Origin of the sequence: Kitasatospora sp. NPDC059747 (assembly GCF_042732955.1) — a bacterium.
GTDB lineage: Bacteria > Actinomycetota > Actinomycetes > Streptomycetales > Streptomycetaceae > Kitasatospora.
Genome location: NZ_JBHWGV010000116.1, coordinates 1 through 20,628 on the forward strand (window position 1 = coordinate 1; position 20,628 = coordinate 20,628).

The 20,628-nt window shown below is 73.2% G+C and carries 18 protein-coding genes; 4 read left to right on the forward strand and 14 right to left on the reverse strand.

Features of this window, described 5'->3' with window-relative positions; all coding sequences use genetic code 11:
* Positions 1-447: 447 nt before the first annotated feature.
* Positions 448-1,722 (reverse strand): tyrosine--tRNA ligase, encoded by a 1,275-nt coding sequence (gene tyrS / locus ACFV4G_RS35035; RefSeq protein ID WP_380446250.1) that lies wholly within the window; start codon positions 1,720-1,722, stop codon positions 448-450.
* Between the two features lie 347 nt (positions 1,723-2,069).
* Between tyrS and ACFV4G_RS35040 the strand changes: the two genes are divergently transcribed.
* Entirely contained in the window at positions 2,070-2,585 is a 516-nt protein-coding gene (locus ACFV4G_RS35040) for an HNH endonuclease (RefSeq protein ID WP_329926410.1), read from the forward strand.
* Between the two features lie 52 nt (positions 2,586-2,637).
* Here ACFV4G_RS35040 and ACFV4G_RS35045 read toward each other — a convergent pair whose 3' ends face one another.
* From ACFV4G_RS35045 to ACFV4G_RS35070, 6 genes are all read right to left on the reverse strand, one after another.
* Positions 2,638-4,653, reverse strand: coding sequence for a PQQ-binding-like beta-propeller repeat protein (locus ACFV4G_RS35045; RefSeq protein ID WP_380446230.1), 2,016 nt, complete (start codon positions 4,651-4,653; stop codon positions 2,638-2,640).
* A 79-nt stretch (positions 4,654-4,732) separates the two neighbouring features.
* Positions 4,733-5,038, reverse strand: coding sequence for a 4a-hydroxytetrahydrobiopterin dehydratase (locus ACFV4G_RS35050; protein WP_380446231.1), 306 nt, complete (start codon positions 5,036-5,038; stop codon positions 4,733-4,735).
* A gap of 104 nt (positions 5,039-5,142) precedes the next feature.
* Positions 5,143-5,901, reverse strand: a complete 759-nt coding sequence (locus ACFV4G_RS35055; protein ID WP_380446232.1) for a sulfite exporter TauE/SafE family protein — start codon at positions 5,899-5,901, stop codon at positions 5,143-5,145.
* A 236-nt stretch (positions 5,902-6,137) separates the two neighbouring features.
* Positions 6,138-7,196 (reverse strand): SPFH domain-containing protein, encoded by a 1,059-nt coding sequence (locus ACFV4G_RS35060; protein WP_380446233.1) that lies wholly within the window; start codon positions 7,194-7,196, stop codon positions 6,138-6,140.
* Positions 7,197-7,206: 10 nt separating this feature from the next.
* Entirely contained in the window at positions 7,207-7,617 is a 411-nt protein-coding gene (locus ACFV4G_RS35065) for an NfeD family protein (protein WP_380446251.1), read from the reverse strand.
* Between the two features lie 131 nt (positions 7,618-7,748).
* On the reverse strand, positions 7,749-8,540 hold the full coding sequence (locus ACFV4G_RS35070) for an ABC transporter ATP-binding protein (RefSeq protein WP_380446234.1): 792 nt from the start codon (positions 8,538-8,540) through the stop codon (positions 7,749-7,751).
* Positions 8,541-8,688: 148 nt separating this feature from the next.
* Between ACFV4G_RS35070 and ACFV4G_RS35075 the strand changes: the two genes are divergently transcribed.
* Entirely contained in the window at positions 8,689-9,492 is an 804-nt protein-coding gene (locus tag ACFV4G_RS35075) for a hypothetical protein (protein WP_380446235.1), read from the forward strand.
* A gap of 440 nt (positions 9,493-9,932) precedes the next feature.
* Here ACFV4G_RS35075 and ACFV4G_RS35080 read toward each other — a convergent pair whose 3' ends face one another.
* The 4 genes from ACFV4G_RS35080 to ACFV4G_RS35095 all read right to left on the reverse strand — a co-directional run bounded on the left by ACFV4G_RS35080 (position 9,933) and on the right by ACFV4G_RS35095 (position 15,741).
* On the reverse strand, positions 9,933-10,769 hold the full coding sequence (locus ACFV4G_RS35080) for a hypothetical protein (RefSeq protein WP_380446236.1): 837 nt from the start codon (positions 10,767-10,769) through the stop codon (positions 9,933-9,935).
* Positions 10,770-10,981: 212 nt separating this feature from the next.
* Positions 10,982-11,638, reverse strand: a complete 657-nt coding sequence (locus ACFV4G_RS35085) for a response regulator (protein ID WP_380446237.1) — start codon at positions 11,636-11,638, stop codon at positions 10,982-10,984.
* Positions 11,631-12,728, reverse strand: coding sequence for a GAF domain-containing sensor histidine kinase (locus tag ACFV4G_RS35090; RefSeq protein WP_380446252.1), 1,098 nt, complete (start codon positions 12,726-12,728; stop codon positions 11,631-11,633). The genes ACFV4G_RS35085 and ACFV4G_RS35090 overlap by 8 nt, the downstream gene beginning before the upstream one ends.
* 415 nt (positions 12,729-13,143) lie before the next feature.
* Positions 13,144-15,741 (reverse strand): FHA domain-containing protein, encoded by a 2,598-nt coding sequence (locus ACFV4G_RS35095; RefSeq protein ID WP_380446238.1) that lies wholly within the window; start codon positions 15,739-15,741, stop codon positions 13,144-13,146.
* A 312-nt stretch (positions 15,742-16,053) separates the two neighbouring features.
* Between ACFV4G_RS35095 and serB the strand changes: the two genes are divergently transcribed.
* Positions 16,054-17,310, forward strand: coding sequence for a phosphoserine phosphatase SerB (gene serB, locus ACFV4G_RS35100; protein WP_380446239.1), 1,257 nt, complete (start codon positions 16,054-16,056; stop codon positions 17,308-17,310).
* Positions 17,311-17,431: 121 nt separating this feature from the next.
* Here serB and ACFV4G_RS35105 read toward each other — a convergent pair whose 3' ends face one another.
* The 3 genes from ACFV4G_RS35105 to ACFV4G_RS35115 form a co-directional block, all read right to left on the reverse strand.
* Entirely contained in the window at positions 17,432-17,959 is a 528-nt protein-coding gene (locus ACFV4G_RS35105) for a SixA phosphatase family protein (protein WP_380446240.1), read from the reverse strand.
* Positions 17,960-18,104: 145 nt separating this feature from the next.
* Positions 18,105-18,227 carry an SGM_5486 family transporter-associated protein gene (locus tag ACFV4G_RS35110; RefSeq protein WP_380446241.1) on the reverse strand — a complete coding sequence of 41 codons (123 nt, stop codon included), beginning with the start codon at positions 18,225-18,227 and terminating at the stop codon, positions 18,105-18,107.
* A 134-nt stretch (positions 18,228-18,361) separates the two neighbouring features.
* Positions 18,362-19,645, reverse strand: coding sequence for a CynX/NimT family MFS transporter (locus ACFV4G_RS35115; RefSeq protein ID WP_380446242.1), 1,284 nt, complete (start codon positions 19,643-19,645; stop codon positions 18,362-18,364).
* 131 nt (positions 19,646-19,776) lie between these two features.
* Between ACFV4G_RS35115 and ACFV4G_RS35120 the strand changes: the two genes are divergently transcribed.
* A complete protein-coding gene (locus tag ACFV4G_RS35120) occupies positions 19,777-20,451 on the forward strand; it encodes a FadR/GntR family transcriptional regulator (RefSeq protein ID WP_380446243.1) in 675 nt (224 codons plus the stop codon).
* Positions 20,452-20,628: the final 177 nt, after the last annotated feature.

Consider the following 20,628-nt stretch of genomic DNA (forward strand, 5'->3'; position numbering starts at 1 on the left):
GAGCCGCCTTCCAGCGGGCCCTCCGGGCGCTTCGTTCTTTCGTGTTTCCAGCTTATCAGATGTTTTCCGCTCCGTTTTCCGGAGTTTCATTCATCCGATTTCCCGAACTGGCCGGGATCGCTTTCCGCAACGACCTCCACATTAGCGCATTCCGGGTGTTACCCGAAATTCACGCTCACCCTGTCGGCGCAGACGCCGAACGACCCAAGCTAATGGGCTTCGAGGTGAGAGTGGGGGTTACCAAGTGGTGTGGCCGCTTCAGCGACTCGTTCAACACTAGGCCACCTGGACGACATCGTCAAACGCCGAGGGCGGGATCCGGCTGGATCCCGCCCTCGCTCGTCGAAGCCGCTGCTCAGCGGCGTCGGGTTTCGGTCACGCCACTCGCGTCACACGGCCTGCGTCACACGGCCTGCGACGCACGGCCTGCGTCACGCAGTCACACGGTCACGCCGTCGCCGGCGCGGTCAGCTCGGCCGCCGCCAGGTTGCGCTTGCCCCGGCGCAGCACGAGCCAGCGGCCGTGCAGCAGGTCGGCCTCGGTCGGCACCGCCTCCTCGTCCGTCACCTTGACGTTGTTGAGGTAGGCGCCGCCCTCCTTGATCGTCCGACGGGCAGCCGAGCGGCTCGGCGCCAGGCCGACGGCGACCAACAGGTCGACCACCGGCTGGAGTTCGGCGACCTCGGCCTTGGGGACCTCGGCCAGCGCCGCCGCCAGGGTCGGGGCCTCCAGGTCGGCGAGGTCGCCCTGGCCGAACAGCGCCTTGGACGCGGCGACCGCGCGCTCGTACTGGTCGGCGCCGTGGACGAGGGTGGTGAGCTCCTCGGCCAGGGCGCGCTGGGCCAGGCGGGCGGCCGGGCGCTCGGTGGTCTCGCGCTCCAGCTCCTCGATCTCCGCCTTTGAGCGGAAGCTGAAGATCCGCAGGAAGTTGGAGACGTCCCGGTCGTCCGCGTTCAGCCAGAACTGGTAGAAGGCGTACGGGGTGGTCAGCTCGGGGTCGAGCCAGACCGTGCCCGACTCGGTCTTGCCGAACTTGGTGCCGTCGGCCTTGACGATCAGCGGCGTGGCCAGCGCGTGCACGGACTTGCTCTCGGCCTTGCGGATCAGGTCCGTGCCGGCGGTGAGGTTGCCCCACTGGTCGCTGCCGCCGGTCTGCAGGGTGCAGCCGTAACGGCGGTTCAGCTCCAGGTAGTCCATGCCCTGGAGGATCTGGTAGCTGAACTCGGTGTAGCTGATGCCCGCGTCGGAGTTGAGCCGCCGGGCGACGGCCTCCTTGGCGATCATGTTGTTGACGCGGAAGTACTTGCCGACGTCGCGCAGCAGGCTGATGGCGGACATCCCGGACGTCCAGTCCAGGTTGTTGACCATGCGCGCCGCGTACGGGCCGTCGAAGTCGAGGAAGCGCGAGATCTGGCCGCGCAGACGGTCGACCCAGGCGGCCACCGTCTCGGGGTCGTTGAGGACGCGCTCGGCGGTGGGCTTCGGGTCGCCGATCAGGCCCGTGGCGCCGCCGACCAGGCCGAGCGGGAGGTTCCCCGCCTGCTGGATGCGGCGCATGGTGAGGATCTGCACGAGGTTGCCGAGGTGCAGGCTGGGGGCCGTCGGGTCGAAGCCGCAATAGAACGTGACCGGGCCGTCCGCGAACGCCTTGCGCAGTGCGTCCTCGTCGGTGGACAGGGCGATCAGCCCACGCCACTGCAGCTCGTCGACGATGTCCGTCACGGTCACGCTTCTCCTTCGATCGGGCGTCCGGCCCGGTGCTGGCCCGGTTCGGTCGGGCCCCGGGTCGGTACGACTCCAGCCTGATAGAGCCTACGCGGTCCCGGCCGGCGAGTTTTCCCGAGGCTCCGTCCCCGCTCCTCCGGGACGCCGTCCGCCGCTCCCCCGACGCGCCGGCCGGGAGCCGGTCGCTCGACCCCCGCGCGGCTCCGGGTGCCCTTCGATACCGGAAATTCCGTTGTTCGTCGGCCGCGGGCCCATTCAGAGTGGTCCCACCGCCGTGCGGCGGCAGTGACGTGTGTGGAGACGGTCGTGCCGCCGTGGCACGCCCGTGGGAAGGGTGTGCCGAGGTGCGCAACACGCTGGTTCTGAACGCGAGCTACGAGCCCCTGACGACGGTGTCGCTCCAGCGCGCCGTGGTCCTGGTGCTCCAGGACAAGGCGGTGGTGGAGCAGGCGCATCCGCTGCGCACGGTCCGGGGGACCGGCGTCACCGTACCGGTGCCGCGGGTGATCAGACTCCAACGCTACGTACGGGTGCCGTTCCGACAACAGGCGCCGTGGTCGCGGCGGGGCGTCCTGGCCCGTGACCAGCACCTGTGCGCGTACTGCGGGCGGCGGGCCACCACGGTGGACCACCTGCAGCCGCGGTCGCGCGGTGGTGAGGACAGCTGGCTGAACACGGTGGCCGCGTGCGCCGAGGACAACCAGCGCAAGGCCGACCGGACACCGGAGCAGGCGGGGATGAAACTGCTGCGCCGCCCGTTCGTGCCGACCCCGCAGGCGACCTTGATGCTGGCGCTCGGCCTGCGCGACTCGGAGGCCAGGGAGCTCGCCGACTGGCTGCCGGTCGTACCCGCGGCCTAGCTTCGCCTGCGGGTGACGGTCGGCTAGCCCTTCGCTCGCGGGTGGCGGTCGGCTAGCCCTTCGCCTGGTAGCCGGCCGCCGTACCGAAGTTCGCCGAGTGCTCGGGCACCACGACGACCTTGCCGCCGCCGATCAGCACCCGGCCCGAGATCAGCAGCGAGCCGGTGCCGGGCGGGAAGTTGCCGCCGGTCGACTCGTGGCCGCCGGTCACCGCGAAGCGGGAGAGGTGGGCGGGCTGGTCGCGGCGCTCGTCGGCGGCGAGCACGAGGGAGCCGCCGTCGAGGGTGACCGCCCGCAGCACGCCCTTCTCGGCGGCCGGGGCCTTCCAGCTCTGCTTCCCGCTGTCGAGGTCGTAGCCGACCGCGACGACGGCGCCGTTGCCGTTCGCCGGGACCAGCGTGGTGACCATCGTCCGGTCCTGGAAGAAGACTCCGGGCGTGGGCGAGAACGTGCCGTGCGCGACGTCCAGGCGCCCGGCGTCGCCGCTGACCGGGATCTCGGCGGCCGGGTCGCCGCTCGCGCCCCACGCGAACACCCGGTCGTCGGCCGGCTTCTCGCCAGTGGTGAGGACGACGGCGGGCTCGGCGGAGAGCACCGTCACCGTCTTCGGGTTGTTGTTCAGGCCGCGCCACCAACTGACCTTGCCGTCGGCCGTGTTGAGCGCGACGGCCTGGCCGGCCGGGGTCGAGTCGGCGCACGTGGAGGCGACCATCACGGTCTTGCCGGTGACCCCGCCGGAGAGCGTGCAGAACTTGCCCTGCCCGGTGTACTGCCAGACGTCCTTGCCGTCGGCCGCGTCCCAGGCGATCGCCCGGTCGTCGCCGACCGCCACGATCTTGTCCTCGGTGACGCCGACGTGCGCGGTGTAGGCGCCCTTGGCGTCCGAGAGGGTCTTCGTCCACGCGGTCTTGCCGGTCTTGGTGTCCACCGCCGCGAGCAGCGTGCACGGGCTGTTCGGATCCGCCTGGACCCGGAACAGCACGGCGCCCACGCCGGACGGGTTCACACTCGGCGACAGCCCGCACGGGACGGCCCCGGCGGCCGGCGGCTCGACCGACCAGCCGGGCTTGCCCGCCGCCAGGTCGTACGCGCGCACGCCGGAGGCGTCGGCCCGGACCACCGCGTCGGCGAGCAGCCAGCTCCCGACCAGCGTGTCGTCCGCCCCGGGCTGCGCGGCCGCGGCCGGCTGCGCGGACCACGCCTTGGTGTGGGCGACGGCGAAGCCGGGCTCGCCGCCCCCGCCACCCGACGTGGAGGCGCTGCCGCTGCCCTCGATGCCGACCATCAGGCCGGCCGCTATCAGGACGCCCAGCGCGGCGACGCCGGCGCCCGTGCGGACGAGGAGGGCCTTGCGGCTGGGCACGTGCTCGCCGGTCAGCACCGCGTCGGCGGCGGCCCGGGCCCTGTCCGCGAGCGAGGAGCCGCCGCCTTTGGAGTCCTTGGCGTCCTTGGCGCCCTTGCCGCCCTTCCCCTCGCTGTCGCCACCCCGGCGCGAGGCCGACCGGGACGACACGACGGGCTCGGCGGTGGCCGGTGCCCCGGGCTCCCCCTGCCCAGCGGGATCCGGCGCCGGCTCAGGGGACTCGATGTGCACGTAGCCGTCGGCCGAGTACTCCGCGCCCGCCGGCACGTACAGGCTGTCCTCGGCGGGCCGCTGCGGGTCGGACGCGGCGTACTCGCCGTACTCGGAGTACTCGGAGTACTGCTGCTGCTCGTAGCCGGGGTACTGGTGATAGGGCTGGTGAGGCTGGTATGGGTCCTGGGCGTAGCCGCCCTGCCCGTACGCGGTCTGCCCCTCCTGGCCGTACCCGGCGCCCTGCCCGTACGCCGACGGACCGTCCTGGGTGTGCCCGTACTCGCCGTACCCGGCGCCCTGGCCGTAGTCGCCCGGCCCGTACTCGGTCTGCCCGTACTCGGCCTGCCCGTAACCGGTGGTCGTCTGCCAGTGCCCCTGCTGGACGTGCTGAGCCTGCCGGCCGTGCTGCTGCTCGGGGTAACCGCCCTGCCAGTCCTGCTGCTGGGGGTACCACGCCTGCTGCTGGGCGTCTCCGAAGGGCTCCTGCGCCATCCGTTCCGTCCCTCCCGAGCCGCCTGCACTGCGGCAGTCAGCATCTCACGCCCACCGGAGCGCCCCGCTCCGGCCTCCGTCAGGCGGCGGACTCGGCGCTCAGGGCCGCGTCGATCCGGGCTGCGAGGGTGAAGTCCAGGCCGGTGAGCCCGCCCGCGCTGTGGGTGGAGAGGACGAAGCGCAGGGTGCGCCAGCGGATGTCGATGTCGGGGTGGTGGTCCAGCGCCTCGGCCTGTTCGGCGACGGCGTCGACGACGCGGATCGCCGCCGGGAAGTCCGGGGCGTCGGCGGTGCGGACGATGGCCTCGCCCTCCCGGGACCACCGCGGCACGTCGGTCAGGGCCGCCGCGATCTCGTCCTCGGTCAGCCGTGCTCTGCTGCTCATCGAAGCGCTCCAAGCCTGGTCGGATCCGCTGCCGGCGGATCGGCGTGCACTGCGACGAACATACGCCCGCGCCGGGGCCCCGGCCCGGTGCCGCGAGGCCGGGTTCAGCCCAGCAGCAGCTTGGTGACGGCCGCCAGGCCGACCACCACGATGACCGCGCGCAGCGCCGTGGGCGGCAGGCGGCGGCCGACCTTGGCGCCGAGCAGGCCGCCCAGCAGCGAACCGATGGCGATGAGCCCGGCGGCCGTCCAGTCGACCGTCGAGGTGAAGAGGAAGAACAGCGCGGCCACACCGTTGACGATCATGGCGAGCGCGTTCTTCACGGCGTTGATGCGCTGGATGCCCTCCTGGAGGAGCATGCCCATGAGTGCCATCAGCAGGACGCCCTGCGCGGCACCGAAGTAGCCGCCGTAGATGCCGGTGAGGAAGACGCCGCCGATCAGGACGAGGCTGCCGTCCGGGTCCCCGCCGGGGCGACGGCGGGCGGCGACGGCCTTGGCCACCCGGGGCTGGATCACCACGAGGACGAGCGCCAGCAGGATGAGCACCGGGACGATCGCGTCGAACGCGCCGCTCGGCAGGGTGATCAGCAGCACGGCACCGACCAGGCCGCCGAGCAGGGAGGCGGTGCCGAGGCGCAGCAGGCGGCGGCCCTGGTCGGCCAGTTCACGGCGGTAGCCGATCACGCCGCTGAGCGAACCGGGCACCAGGCCGAAGGAGTTGGACACGTTGGCGGTGACCGGCGGGATGCCGACGGCGAGCAGGACGGGGAAGGTGATCAGGGTGCCGGAGCCGACGATCACGTTGATCATCCCGGCACCGACGCCCGCCACCAGGACGGCTATCGCCTCCCAGAGCGTCACGGGTCACCTCTTCCTTTCGTCCGGGTCCGAAGGGATCATGCCGGACGGTCCGCCGAACCGACCAGCCCCGACCACGATGCGGAACACCCGCCGGACACGCCGAGGGCCCGCCCCGCACCTCGTCGGTGCGACGGCGGGCCCTCCCGCGTCACGGCCTCGCGGCGGCCACTGCCTCGGTCCCGGTTTCACGACGGCCACTGCCTCGGCCTGCGCCGCACGGCGTCAGCGCGGCCGGCTCACTCCGGGTCGATCTTGCGGTACTCGCGCGCCGGGTCGACCCGCGGCCGGGCCGCGCCCTTGTCGATGTCCACCGGCCGCGGGCCGGCCGCCGGGTCGATCGGCACCTGGGTGGCGGCCGGGGCCGCGGGCGCCGCGGCCGGGACGCTGGGGGCCGCGATCGCGCCGCCGTTCGCGCCGCCGTTGCCGGTCAGACCGGTGAAGGCGCCGCCGAGGCCCTTGAGCGCGTCGCCGACCTCGCTGGGGATGATCCAGAGCTTGTTGGAGTCGCCCTTGGCCAGCTCGGGCAGCGTCTGCAGGTACTGGTAGGCGAGCAGCTTCTGGTCGGCGTCGCCGTCGTGGATCGCCTCGAAGACGGTCCGGATGGCGGCCGCCTCACCGTCGGCGCGCAGCACCGCGGCCTGCGCCTCACCCTCGGCCCGGAGGACGTCCGCCTGCTTCTCACCCTCGGCCTTGAGGATCTGCGCCTGGCGCTGGCCCTCGGCGGTGAGGATCGCGGCGCGCTTGTCACGGTCGGCGCGCATCTGCTTCTCCATCGAGTCCTGGATGGAGGTCGGCGGCTCGATCGCCTTCAGCTCGACGCGGTTGACCCGGATGCCCCACTTGCCGGTCGCCTCGTCCAGGACGCCGCGCAGGCCGGCGTTGATGACCTCGCGGGAGGTCAGGGTGGACTCCAGGTCCATGGAGCCGATGATGTTGCGCAGCGTGGTGACGGTGAGCTGCTCGATCGCCTGGATGTAGCTCGCGACCTCGTACGTCGCCGCCCGGGGGTCGGTGACCTGGTAGTAGATCACCGTGTCGATGTTGACGACCAGGTTGTCCTGGGTGATCACCGGCTGCGGCGGGAACGGCACGACCTGCTCGCGCAGGTCGATGCGGTTGCGGACCCGGTCGATGAACGGGACGACGATGTTCAGGCCTGCGTTGAGGGTCCGGGTGTAGCGGCCGAAGCGCTCCACGATCGCGGCGCTGGCCTGCGGGATGACCTGGATCGTCTTGATCAGCGCGATGAAGGCCACCACGACCAGGACGACCAAAACGATAAGGACGGGTTCCACGGACTCTCCCCTAGACGACCAGGGCGGTCGCGCCCTGGATTTCGACGACGTCGACCTGCTGCCCCGGCTGGTAGACCGAGTCCGGGTGGAGCGCGCGGGCCGACCAGATCTCGCCGTTCAGCTTGATCCGTCCGCCCTCCCCGTCAACGGTTTCCGCGACGACCGCGGTGGCGCCCTGGAGCGCCTCGATGCCCATCTTGATGTTCGGGCCCCTCCTGAGCTCCCGGTAGGCGATCGGGCGGACGACCACCAGCAGGGCGACCGAGGACACCACGAAGGTCAGGGTCTGCCAGACCACCCCCGCGCCCAGTCCGGCCACACCGGCCGCGGCCAGCGCGCCGACCGCGAACATGGCGAACTCCGGCATCGCGGTGAGCACCAGCGGTATGCCGAGCCCGACGGCGGCCAGGAGCCACCACATCCAGCTGTCCACGGATCCATCCTAGGGACGAAGGGCCTTCGTGGCGGACAGTTCCCGCAGGTCCAGGGGCGGAAACCGGTCGCGCGTGCGACCGGTTCCCGTGGCGGGCCGGACGGTCGTCGGACGGGGGCTCAGCCCAGCGGCAGGCCCTGGGCCGACCAGCGGTCGCCGTGGCGCTCCAGGGTCAGCGGCAGGCCGAAGCACCTCGACAGGTTGCGGGCGGTCAGCTCGGTGTCGATCGGACCGGCGGTGAGCACCTTGCCCTGACGGATCATCAGGACGTGGGTGAAACCGGGGGCGATCTCCTCGACGTGGTGGGTCACCATCGCCATCGCCGGCGCGAACTCGTCCTGGGCCAGCGCGCCGAGGCGGCGGATGAGGTCCTCGCGCCCGCCGAGGTCCAGGCCGGCGGCCGGCTCGTCGAGCAGCAGCAGTTCGGGGTCGGTCATCAGCGCGCGGGCGATGAGGGTGCGCTTGCGCTCGCCCTCCGACAGCGTGCCGAACTTGCGGTCGGTGAGGCTGGACATGCCGAGGCGGTCCAGCAGCGCGAGCGCGCGGGACTCGTCCGACTGTTCGTAGCTCTCCTGCCAGCTGACCGTCATGCCGTAGGCGGCGGTGAGCACGGTCTGCAGCACCGTCTGCTCGGCGGGGAGCTTGTCGAACATCGCGGCACCTGCCAGGCCGATCCGGGAGCGCAGCTCGAAGACGTCGATCTCGCCGAGCTTCTCGCCGAGCACCGAGACCTTGCCCGCGGTCGGGAACAGGTACGAGGAGGCGATCTGCAGCAGCGTCGTCTTGCCGGCGCCGTTCGGGCCCAGGATGACCCAGCGCTCACCCTCGGAGATGGACCACGAGACCTGGTCGACCAGCGCGCGCCCCTCCCGGACCACGGATACGTCCACCAGCTCCAGCACGTCGCTCATGCCTACGCCTTCCCCAATACAAGATTTTCGGCCGTCGGTGCGGGCGGCGAGCCTACTCCGGCAGCCGGTGGGCACGGGGTCGGTGCGCCGCACGCGCATGGGCAAACCTACGCCACGCGGATGACCGCCGATTCCGTAGGCTGGCCGGATGCTCGCGACTCCTGCCGACAATCCGTACGAAGAGCCCCGTTCGGGGCGGCTGACCGCCTGGGGCAACGCCCTGCTCGCCGGGCTCGTCCCGCCGGACAACGCCGCCGCGGCCGTCCTCGGCGACGACGAGGTCCACCGGGTGACCGGCCTGCCCGGCGACGAGCCGGGCGAGCAGCACGGGCTCACGTGGGCGCTCGGCCGGCTGCGGGTGCTCGGCGTGCAGGGCCTGCGGCTGGCGCTCCCCTCGGCCGGGCACCCGATCGGGCTGACCGGCCCGGCGGCGTTCAACGAGCGGGCCATGGGCGCGGGCGAGGCCGTCCTGGCGGTCGGTGCACCGCTCGGGCTGGTGCCCGAGGTCGAGGTCTTCGGCCCGGCCGGGGACCGCTCGGCGACGGTGCTGTGGCGCTGCTCGACGGTCAACGACGGCCCGCCGGCCGATGTGCCGTCCCTGCACGAGGCCGAGCGCGAGCTCGCCGACGGGCTGCGCGAGGCGACCCTCCTGCTCACCCGCCTCGACGTGGCCGGCGCCGGACCGGAGGCGCTGCAGGCCCTGGACGCCTACCGCCGCCGCGGGCACGCCGAACTGCTCGCGCCCGGCTACCCGGCCCGCGCCGTGCGCGTGCTGGAGTCCGCCCGCCAGGTGTCCGCGCTCCTGACGATCGCCGCCGGGAGCCACGGCGCCGCCGTCAGCGCCTCGGAGATGGCCGCCCGCCAGTCCGTCCTCGACCCGCTGCGCCGCACCGCCCGCCGCGCCCAGGTGGCCGCCTACAACGCCCTCGTGGACGAGCGCCAGGACAGCTGAGCCCCGCTGAGCACCTCTGAGCACCTCTGAGCTCCACGGCACCGCACCCGCGCGGGAGGTCGGACGGACCGACTTCCCGCGCGCGGGACGGGCCAGGGTGACGAAGACATGGCCGGAAAGCAGCCATGCGCGGGCCCCGCACCCGCACCACCCGACCGCGAGCCCTGCGCCAACGCCGCCCGCCTGCCACCGTGCAGAGAGGCCGCCGGAGGCCCGGCCACCGCACAGCACCGAGCTCACGCCCGCCGCCCGACGAGCCCGACCGCCGCACGGCACCCAGCGCTCAACGGCCTCAGCGCCCGGCCACCGCGCGGCGCCCAACACCGGATCCGCGCCCACCGCCCGGCTTACGCCGCCACCGCGCAGCACCCCGCGACCGAGCCGACCGCCCAACCCGCCGGACCGCCGCGCAGCACTCGCCGGAGCACCCGCCTGCCGCCCTACCGCCAGGGATCGGCCGCCACCAGTGCCATCACCTCCGCCCGGTCGTATCGCCCGTCCTGGGCCCGGGTCAGCCCGCCCTTCGCCACGGCGGCCTCCAACCGCGCGGCCGACCAGCCCAGCTGCTCGGCCGCCTCCGCCGCCGACAGGCTCTCCGCCATCCGCTGTCGCAGCAGCGCGGCGGCGGCCTCCGCCTCGGTCTCGGCGCGGCGCAGCCGCTCGGTGACCGCCTCCTCGACGGCGGCCTCCGGCACCGCCGCCAACGCCTCGCGGCTGTAGGTGGGGTGGCCGCGGAACTCGCCGGAGGCGCGGAGCGCCCCGGCCTCGGCGAGCCGGCGGATGTCGTCCGCCGTCACCGGGAGGCCGGTGGTGTGGCCCAGGGCGACGGCGGCCTTGCCGGCGCCCACCCGGGGGACGGCGCCCAGCGCGGCCGTGAGCTCGGCGGCGCCGGCCCGCAGCTCGGCCTCCGCCGCGGCCGACCAGGCCCGGCCGTCGACGTCCGGTTCGGGGATCAGCCCGCGCTCCCGCGCCTGGTCGAACTGCCAGCGCACCAGCCCGAGCCGTCGGCGCAGGACCTCGGGACCGTAGGCATCGCGCTCGCGGGCCGTCTCCTGCGCCAGCTTCGCGGCCCGCTCCGCGACGTCCGCCGCCAGCGCGGCGGCGATGTCGGCGCGGCGTTCGAGCAGGGGCTCCACGGCCGCCGGGGACCACCGCCGGTCCTCGACGTCCGGCGGCGGCACCAGGCCGAGGTGCTTGGCCCGCTCGAACAGGCGGTGCGTCAGCTCCAGTTCGTTGGCAAGCACGACGGGCCCGTACTCGCTGCGCGGCGCGTTCATCAGGTCCTCCCCCGGGTTCGATGTCGGCGCTCAGCCTGGCACACCGCCCTGACGCCCCATCACGTCATTTCCGCCCTGCCCCTGCCGAACGGCATACGCCAGAACCGTTCCTCGCGCCCCTCGCCCCGGATTACCTCCCACCCGGCACAGCGCGACGGCACCCCTCGCACGCCCGGGCCGCACGCCCGGGCCGCATGACCCAGCGGCACGCCCTACGCCTCCCGGCCCTCCCCGTGCCGAACGGCCCAGAGCGCGGCCTGGGTGCGGTCGGCGAGGTCCAGCTTCATCAGGATGTTCGACACGTGCGTCTTCACGGTCTTCTCCGACAGGTGCAGGCTGCGCGCGATCTCCCGGTTGGAGCGCCCGTCCGCGATGTGCCCCAGCACCTCCCGCTCGCGCTCGGTGAGCGTCCCGCCCCGGCCCTGCGGGGCGCGCGGGCCGTCGTCGGAGAGGAGCGCCTCGGCGAGCTCGGGCTGGAGCAGGACGTGGCCGGCGTGGACCGAGCGGATGGCCCCGGCGAGCGCCTCCGGGTCGACGTCCTTGTACACGTACCCGGCGGCGCCGGCCCGCAGCGCGGGGACCATCGTGCGGTGCTCGGTGAAGCTGGTGACGATCAGGATCCGGGCCCGGCTGCCCTCGCCCTTGAGCGTGCGCAGCGCCTCGATCCCGTCGACGCCGGGCATCTTGAGGTCCATCAGGACGACGTCCGGGTCGAGCTCGCGGGCCCGCTCGACGCCCTCGGCGCCGTCGGCGGCCTCGCCGACCACCTCGATGTCGTCCTGCACCTCCAGGAAGGTGCGCAGGCCGCGCCGCACGACCTGGTGGTCGTCGACGAGCAGGACGCGGATCGGTGGCGTGCTGTCAGGCACCGGGGACCTCCATCTCGACGAGCGTGCCCCGACCGGGGGCGGATTCCAGGGTGAGCCGGCCGCCGACGGCGGCGGCGCGGTCGCGCATCGACGCCAGCCCGAGGTGCTTGCCGGCCCGGCGGACGGACTCCGGGTCGAACCCCTGACCGTCGTCCCGCACCTGGAGGACGGCCCCGCGCTCGGGCGTGCCGAGCAGGGTGACGGTGACGCGCCGCGCGCCGGAGTGGCGCAGCGCGTTGTGCAGCGCCTCCTGGGCGACCCGCAGCAGTGCGGCCTCCTGGGCCGGCGGCATGGCGCGGACGCCGTCGGCGACGAAGGCGACGTCGGCGGTGTGGGCGCGGTCGAGCACCTGGACCTGGGAGGCGAGGGTGGCGCTCAGCCCGTCCTCCTCCAGGGCGGCGGGGCGCAGTTCGACGACGACGGCGCGGAGTTCGTCGGCGGCCTCGGCGGCGAGCCGGGCGACCTCGGCGAGTTCGGCGCGGGCCCGGACCGGGTCGCGGTCGACGAGCTTGGCGGCCGCCTTGGCGGTGAGCCGCAGCGAGAAGAGCTTCTGCGAGACGGCGTCGTGCAGGTCGTGGGCGATGCGGGCGCGCTCGCCGGCCAGGGTGAGTTCCCGGCTGCGCTCGTAGAGGCGGGCGTTGGAGAGGGCGAGGGCGGCGTGGGCGGCGAGTATCCGCAGCAGTTCCTCGTCGTGGTCGGTGAAGAGGCCGCCGCCGCGCTTGTTCGCGAGGAAGATGACGCCCGTGACCTGCGGTTCGTCCTCGGCGGCGTCGGTGTCGAGGACGGGCATGCCGAGGAAGGCGTCCATCTCGGGGTGCGCGGCGGGCCAGCCGCCGAACGCGGGGGCCTGACGGACGTCGGCGAGCCGGGTGGGCCCGGTCTCGTGGAGCATCTTGGCGAGCACGCCGTGCTGCCGGGGCAGCGGGCCGATGGCGCGCCACTGCTCGTCGGTGATGCCGTCGACGACGAACTGGGCGAAGCCGCCGTGGTCGTCGGGGACGCCGAGGGCCGCGTACTCGGCACCGAGGAGTTCCCGGGCGGAGGCGGTGATGCGGCGCAGCACCTCGCGGACCTCCAGGTGCCGGCTCATCGCGAGCAGCGCCCGGCTCACCGCCTCGATGCCGGCCAGGCAGGGGTCGCAGGCCGGCAGCCGGTCGTCGTGGGAGTGACCGACCGGTATCCGGCCGTCGAGCGGCGGACCGTCGGTGAGCGGACCGTCGGTGAGCGGACCGGCCGCCGGGCGGTGGTCACTGGGCGCGCTGGACATACCGCCAACCTACCGCCGCGCCCCCGGCCCCCGCGTCCGTCCGCAGCCGCCTAGGTCGCAGGTCCGGGGACCTAGGCCGATGGGCCCGGAGCGCGAAGACCGGAGCGCAAAGACCGCAACGCGAGGACCCGCCACTCGAAGACCGGAGCGCAAAAAACCGCAACGCGAGGACCGGAACGCGAGGAGGGGCGGCCCTCCCGGTCGGGAGAGCCGCCCCTCGGGCGGACAGGCGCGGGCCTCAGCCCTTCTGCATGACCTCGGGCTCGTGCCGGCGCTGGAGGCGCGTCACGATGATGCCGATGACGACCGAGATGGCGACCAGCACGCCGGCGTCGATCGACCACTGCGCGACGGAGTGCGTCCACAGCGGGTCGTAGTTCGGGTTCTGGAAGTCCTTGTTCCAGGGGCCCATGAGGTGCGACAGGTCGAGCGTGGTGGCCACGATGCCGGTGCCCCAGCGGGCCGGCATCAGCCAGGCGACCTGCTCCAGGCCGGGCTTGCCGAAGATCTGGAAGAGGCAGCCGGTGAAGACGACCTGGATGATGGCGAACATGACCAGCAGCGGCATGGTCTTCTCGGCGGTCTTGACCAGCGCGGAGATCATCAGGCCGAACATCATCGCGGCGAAGCTCAGCAGGATCATGCCGATCGTCATCTCGACGAGCGGGGTGTTCGCGACGATCAGACCGTGCGCGGGCAGCTTGCGCGGCAGGAAGCCGACGGCGGAGATGATCGCGCCCTGGATCACGCTGAAGATGCCCAGCACGATGATCTTGGACATCATGTACGCCGAGCGGGACAGGCCGGTGGCCCGTTCCCGTTCGTAGATCGCCCGTTCCTTGATCAGTTCGCGGACCGAGTTGGCCGCGCCGGAGAAGCAGGCGCCGATCGCGAGGATCAGCAGGATCGTCGCGGCCCCGTTGTTGAGGTGGAGCTGCGACTTGGGGTTCGGCGCGAGCCCCGGTTCGTTGGGGATCAGCACGCTGACCGCGCCGATGACCGCGGGCAGCAGCACCGACAGCGCGAGGAAACCGCGGTCCGAGGCCAGCACCGACATGTAGCGGCGCATCAGGGTCCACAGCTGCGAGCCCCAGCTCTGCGGCTTGGGCGGCTTGATGGCCTCCTGGGCGACCTGGACGTGCTGGACCTCGCCCGCCTCGACGGTCGGGGCGGAGTACTGCTGGTAGTGCACCGAACCGCGGTAACGGCCGGCCCAGTCGTGGTCCGGGTAGTTCTCGAAGGCCTGGAAGACGTCCGCCCAGGTCTCGTAGCCGAAGAAGTGCAGCGCCTCGTCCGGCGGGCCGAAGTAGGCCACCGAACCGCCCGGCGCCATCACCAGCAGGCGGTCGCAGAGCGCCAGTTCGGCCACCGAGTGGGTGACGACGAGGATCGTGCGGCCGTCGTCGGCCAGGCCGCGCAGCATCTGCATGACCTCGCGGTCCATGCCCGGGTCGAGGCCCGAGGTGGGCTCGTCCAGGAAGATCAGCGACGGCTTGGTGAGCAGCTCCAGGGCGACCGAGACGCGCTTCTGCTGGCCGCCGGAGAGCGCGGTGATCTTGTTGTCGGCGCGCTTGTCCAGGCGCAGCTCGTAGAGCACCTCGTCGATCCGGGCGTCGCGCTCGCGGGCCTCGGTGTCGCCGGGGAAGCGCAGCTGGGCCGCGTACTTGAGGCCCTTGCGGACGGTCAGCTCGCGGTGCAGGATCTCCGACTGCGGCACCAGGCCGATGCGGGAGCGGAGTTCGGCGAACTGCTTGTAGAGGTTGCGGCCGTCGTACAGCACCTCGCCGCGGTCGGCCGGGCGGTAGCCGGTGAGGGCGCGCAGCAGGGTCGACTTGCCGGAGCCGGACGGGCCGATGACGGCGACCAGGGACTTCTCCGGGACGCCGAAGCTGACGTCGTTGAGCAGGATCTTCTTCGCGCCCTTGTGCTCGACCTCGACGGTCAGGTGGCGGGCGGAGAAGGAGACCGCGCCGTCGTCGACGAACTCCTGCAGCTGGTCGCCGACCAGCACGAAGCTGGAGTGGCCGACGGTCAGCCGGTCCTGCGGGCCCATCAGCTGGCGCTGCACCTGCTGGCCGTTGAGGAAGATGCCGTTGTGGCTGCCGAGGTCGACGATCTCGTAGCGGCCGTCGGGCAGTTGGCGCAGCTCGGCGTGGTGGCGGGAGACCTGGAGGTCGGAGACCACGATGTCGTTGTCGAGCGCGCGGCCGATCCGGACGGTGCGCATCGCGGACGTCAGGTTGCGGATCATCGTCGGCTGCGGGCCGCCACCACCACCACCGCCGTGCGGCGGCTGGGGCTGGGGCGTGAAGCCCTGCTGCTGGGCGGGGAAGCCCTGCTGCTGCGGGAACGGCGGCTGCGCGGCCTGCTGCTGCGGCAAGCCGCCCTGCTGCTGCGCGGCCCACGGCTCGGACTGCTGCTGGTACGGGTCCTGGGCCTGCTGCCCCCACGCCTGCTGCTGCGCGGCCTGCTGCGGCGCCGGCGCGTTGCTGCGGCTGGTGGCGGCCTCGTGCCAGGCGGGCGCCTGCGGGGCGGCGGACTGGACGGGTGCCGAGAAGGAGAGGCGCGGGCCGTTCTCCGGGTTGCCGAGGTTGACGACGGCGCCCGGGAACAGCTGGGCCTGCTGGGTCCGGGCACCGGCGACGTACGTGCCGTTGGTGCTGCCGTGGTCGTCCAGCTGCCAGCCGGTCCCGTTGAAGGACATGGTCCCGTGGTGCCAGGAGACCCGCGCGTCGTCGAACGGGAAGTCCGACTGCGGGTTGCGCCCGATGGTGTAGGACCGCCCCGGCTCCAGAGTCCGCTGCTGTCCGTTGATCTCAATGACGAGTTGCGGCACTGCTCGCCTGCCCCGCTCTCTCGGTCCCCCGATTGTGTCCCCCGGCCGGGGGTGCGTACTTCCTGTAACTGACGGGGGAATCATTCCAGCCGACGGACCGTTGACGAAAGTCGCCCCTGGGGACTGTGACCAGGCGGCAACGATTCGCGGACGGCGCGGTGTCCCGGGCTTCGCCGCACCCCCACGCCACCTCCCCGTCACCTGCACGTCGGCCGGTTCCCGCACACGCGCTCCGGGCACCCCCGACCCGTGCGTCCGGGGGGTGGACGGGTGCCCTGCGGGCCCTTCCCGCCCGGTAGCGTGGGACCCACCATGAACGCATCGCCCTTGGCCGCTGAGCCTTCCCCCGCCTCGCAGCCCCGGACCGAGGACGAGCGCACCCTGCTCGTCAAGGTGTTCGGCAAGGACCGCCCCGGCATCACGGCCGGCCTCTTCGCCACCCTGGCCGGCTTCGGCGTCGACGTGATCGACATCGAGCAGGTCGTCACGCGTGGCCGGATCACGCTGTGCGCCCTGGTCACCCCGCCCACCGCGCCCGGCGCCGAGGGCGGCCTGCGGGCCACCGTGCACCGCTGGTCGGAGGAGCAGAAGCTCCAGGCCGAGATCATCTCCGGCATCGGCGACAACCGGCCGCGCCGCGAGGGCCGCTCGCACGTGACGGTGCTGGGCCACCCGCTGACCGCCGCCGCGGTCTCGGCGCTCACCTCCCGGATCACCGCGGCGGGCGGCAACATCGACCGCGTCTTCCGCCTCGCCAAGTACCCGGTGACGGCGGTCGAGCTGGCCGTGTCCGGTGTCGCCACCGACGAGCTGCGCGGCGAGCTGGCCCAGGAGGCGGCGGCCCAGCGGGTCGACGTCGCCGTGGTCGCGGCCGGCCTGGAGCGCCGCGCCAAGCGCCTGGTGGTGATGGACGTCGACTCGACGCTCATCCAGGACGAGGTGATCGAGCTCTTCGCGGCGCACGCGGGCTGCGAGGAGGAGGTCGCCGAGGTGACGGCGGCGGCGATGCGCGGCGAGCTGGACTTCGCCGAGTCGCTGCGCGCCCGGGTGGCGCTGCTGGCCGGGCTGGACGCCTCGGTGACGGAGAAGGTGCGCGCGGAGGTCCGGTTCACGCCGGGGGCGCGCACCCTGATCCGCACGCTGCAGCGCCTGGGCTTCCAGGTGGCGATCGTGTCCGGCGGGTTCACGCAGGTCACCGACCACCTGGTGGAGCAGCTGGGGCTGGACTTCGCGGCGGCCAACACCCTGGAGGTGGCGGACGGCAAGTTCACCGGCCGGGTGGTCGGCGAGATCGTGGACCGCGCGGGCAAGGCCCGCTGGCTGGCCCGGTTCGCCGAGCAGGCCAAGGTGCCGCTGGAGCAGACGGTCGCGATCGGCGACGGCGCCAACGACCTCGACATGCTGAACGCGGCCGGCCTCGGGGTGGCGTTCAACGCCAAGCCGGTGGTGCGCGAGGCCGCCGACACCGCGGTGAACGTGCCGTTCCTGGACACCGTGCTGTACCTGCTCGGCATCACCCGCGAGGAGGTCGAGGCGGCCGACACCGTCGACGGCGGCCCGGCCGAGTAGTCCGCCGAAGGCCCGCACGGTCGGCCGGAGACGAAGGTGCGGGGCGCGCGGACCGAGTCCGCGCGCCCCTCACGTCGCTCCCGTCGCTCCCGTCGCTCCCGTCGAAGGAGACGTCCGGGCGTCAGTCCTGCGGCGTGTGGTAGGAGACCAGCTCGGCCACGCCCGGCTCGACGTCCTTCCAGGAGCCGCCGAAGCTGAGCACCGCGATCGCCGCCGTGGGGAAGCCGCCGAGCCGCAGCCGGTCCAGCGCGTCCGGGTCGCCCGCGTCGCCGGCCAGCACCTGGGTCAGGCCCAGCACGCCCGGGTTGTGCCCGACCAGCACCACGTCCGCGTACTCCTCCGGGGTCTCGTGGAGGACGGCGATGATCTCGCCCGGGCTGGCCTCGTAGATCCGCTCCTCGTACACGGTCCTGCGGGTCCGCTTGGGCAGCTCGTGCGCCGCCAGCTTCCACGTCTCGCGGGTGCGCAGGGCGGTGGAGCAGAGCACGAAGTCGGGGTTGATCCCCGAGTCGGCCAGCCAGCGGCCGGCGTCCGGGGCCTGGTTGCGGCCCCGGTCGGCCAGGGGCCGCTCGTGGTCGTCGACGCCGTTGGGCCAGTCGGCCTTGGCGTGGCGGAGAACGATGATCCTGCGGGGCGTGTCGGCGCTCATACCCAGCAAGCTTGGCAGAAAAGCCGTCCGGGGGCGCGATGCTCCCGGTTGCCGCCACTCCCAGGGGTGGCGGGTGCCATCATGCGCCGTTCACCGGGAGTTCTCCCGCCGGACGGCCGGGACCCGGGCCGGGTCGCGGAGCCGGTCAGCCCATGCCGGCGGCGATCGTGGCGATGATCGCCACGAGCACCACGATGCCGGCAAACGCCAGGGCGATGCGGCCGAGCTGCTTGCGGCCGTCGGTCGGGTTCGGTTCGAGAACGGGCATGTCCGGAATTCTCCCACCCCGGACGCGCCCGCCGACCCCCGCCCCCTCGCCCTTGGCCGGCCCTTGACCTTCCCCGGCCCGGCCCCGCCGCACAGAGCCGACCGGGCGACGAACCGGGGAAGGTGGACGAACCTCTAGGCCTTGGCCGGCACCTTCGGCGCCAGGGCCTCGTCCTCGATGTGCCGGGCCATCGCGGCCCGCAGGCCGAACAGCATCTGCGGCACCAGCAGCAGCGCGAGGAAGCCGAGCGGCCAGTACCACTGGCCCGTCACCTGGTAGATCCGTCCGATCAGGATCGGGCCCGGGATGGAGATCAGGTAGCCGACGCCCTGGGCGAAGGCGGACAGCTGGGCGACACCGCCCGCGGTCCGGGCGCGCAGCCCGATCATCGTCAGCACCAGCGGGAACGCGCAGTTGGACAGGCCCACCAGGACGGCCCACACCCACGGCAGCGCGGCCGGGGCGAGCGCGAGCCCGGCGTACCCGGCGATGCCGCAGGAGGCCAGCACGACGACGAACAGCCGCTGGTCGCCGCGCCGGGCGGCCAGGTTGGGCAGGACGAAGGAGACCGGCACGCCGATCACCATGGTCACCGCGAGCAGGACGCCCGAGGTGCCCTTGTCGACGCCGGCGTCCTGGAAGATCTTCGGCAGCCAGCCCATGACCACGTAGGCGCCGGTGGCCTGGAGGCCGAAGAAGCAGGCCATCGCCCAGGCCGTCCGGCTACGGGTGATCGGCAGCTTGTCGGCGGCGGGCCCGCCCGCCTTCCCGCCGCGCTCACGCTTGGCCACGGCGACGACGGTCCAGAGCACCAGCGCCACGGCGCCGAGGACGGCCCAGACGCCGAGGCCGTAGCGCCAGTCGCCGCCCAGGGCGCTGGTCAGCGGCACGGTGACGGCGGCGGCCAGGGCGGTGCCGGCCGACAGCGACATGGAGTACAGGCCGATCATCGGACCGACCTTGGCCGGGAAGTAGCGCTTGATCACCACCGGGATCAGCACGTTGGAGACCGCGACACCGGCCAGCGCGAGCGCGGTGAGCAGCAGGAAGACCGCGGTGCCGCCGGCGAAGGAGCGGGCCAGCACGCCCGCGGTGATCGCGCCCATGCCGGCGGTGATCACCGCGATCGGGCCGATCCGGCGGGCCATCGTGGGCGCGGCGAAGCCGAACAGGCCGAAGCACAGCGACGGCACGGCGGTGAGCAGTCCGGCGACCGTGGCGTTCATCCCGAGGCCGGAGCGGACCTGGTCGAGCAGTGGCCCGAGGCTGGTGACGACGGGACGGAGGTTGAAGGCGGCGGCGGCGATCGCGACGGCGAACAGTCCGACGACGAGGGGGCTGGGGGTGGCGGTGGGCCGCTCGGTCTGCGGCCGCACCTCGGTTCGGGGGGTGGTGGTGGTGTCTGCTGCGGGAGGCATGGGCACCATCATAGAATGATGGGATGAATTGACGCACCACGGAATTGGCATGATGTGCCGACCGTTCATCCACCGGCCCGCCGGAGTCCACCGGGCCCCGTCCACCGCCCCGAAGCCGCTAGGAGTCCCCCGTGGCGCTGTCCTCGCCGAGGCGCACCCCGCTGTCCGACCAGGTGATCGCGCAGCTGCGCGCCCAGATCACCTCCGGCGAGTGGCCCGTCGGCTCGCGCATCCCGACCGAGGCCGCCCTGGTCGAACAGCTCGGCGTCGCGCGCAACACCGTCCGCGAGGCCGTCCGCGCCCTCGCCCACAACGGGCTGCTCGACATCCGCCAGGGCTCGGGCACCTACGTCCTCGCCACCAGCGAGCTCGCCGGCGTCATGCACCGCCGCTTCGCCGACGCCGACCAGGCGCAGGTCGCCGAGCTGCGCGCGGCCCTGGAGACCTCCGCCGCGGGCCTGGCGGCCGTCCGCCGCACCCCGCGCGACCTCGGCCTCCTGGACGCCGCGCTGGCCCGCCGCGAGGCCGCCTGGCACTCCGGCGACGCCGAGGACTTCGTCCAGGCCGACGCCGCCTTCCACCAGGCCGTGGTCGCCGCCGCCCACAACGACGTGCTGGCCGCCGTCTACGCCGACCTCGGCGAGGTGACCCGCGCCCACCTGCGGCACGACGTCGGCCCCGAGCTGATCGCCGAGCGCTACATCGGCCACGACACGATCCTCGACGCGATCCGGGCCGGCGACGCCCAGCGCGCCTCCGTCGAGGCCGGCCGGGCGATCGGGGCCTGCGGCACCGCCGACGCCTGATCCGCCCGCCACGGGGAAGCCCGGAGAACGCCGGGAAGCCCGGAGAACGCCGGGAAGGCCGGAGAACGCCGGGAAGGCCGGAGAACGCCGGGAAGGCCGGAGAACGCCGGGAAGGCCGGAGAACCCCCCGCGGCGCCCCCCCCGCCGCCCGGGCGCGCCCGGGCGGCCGGCCCCGGC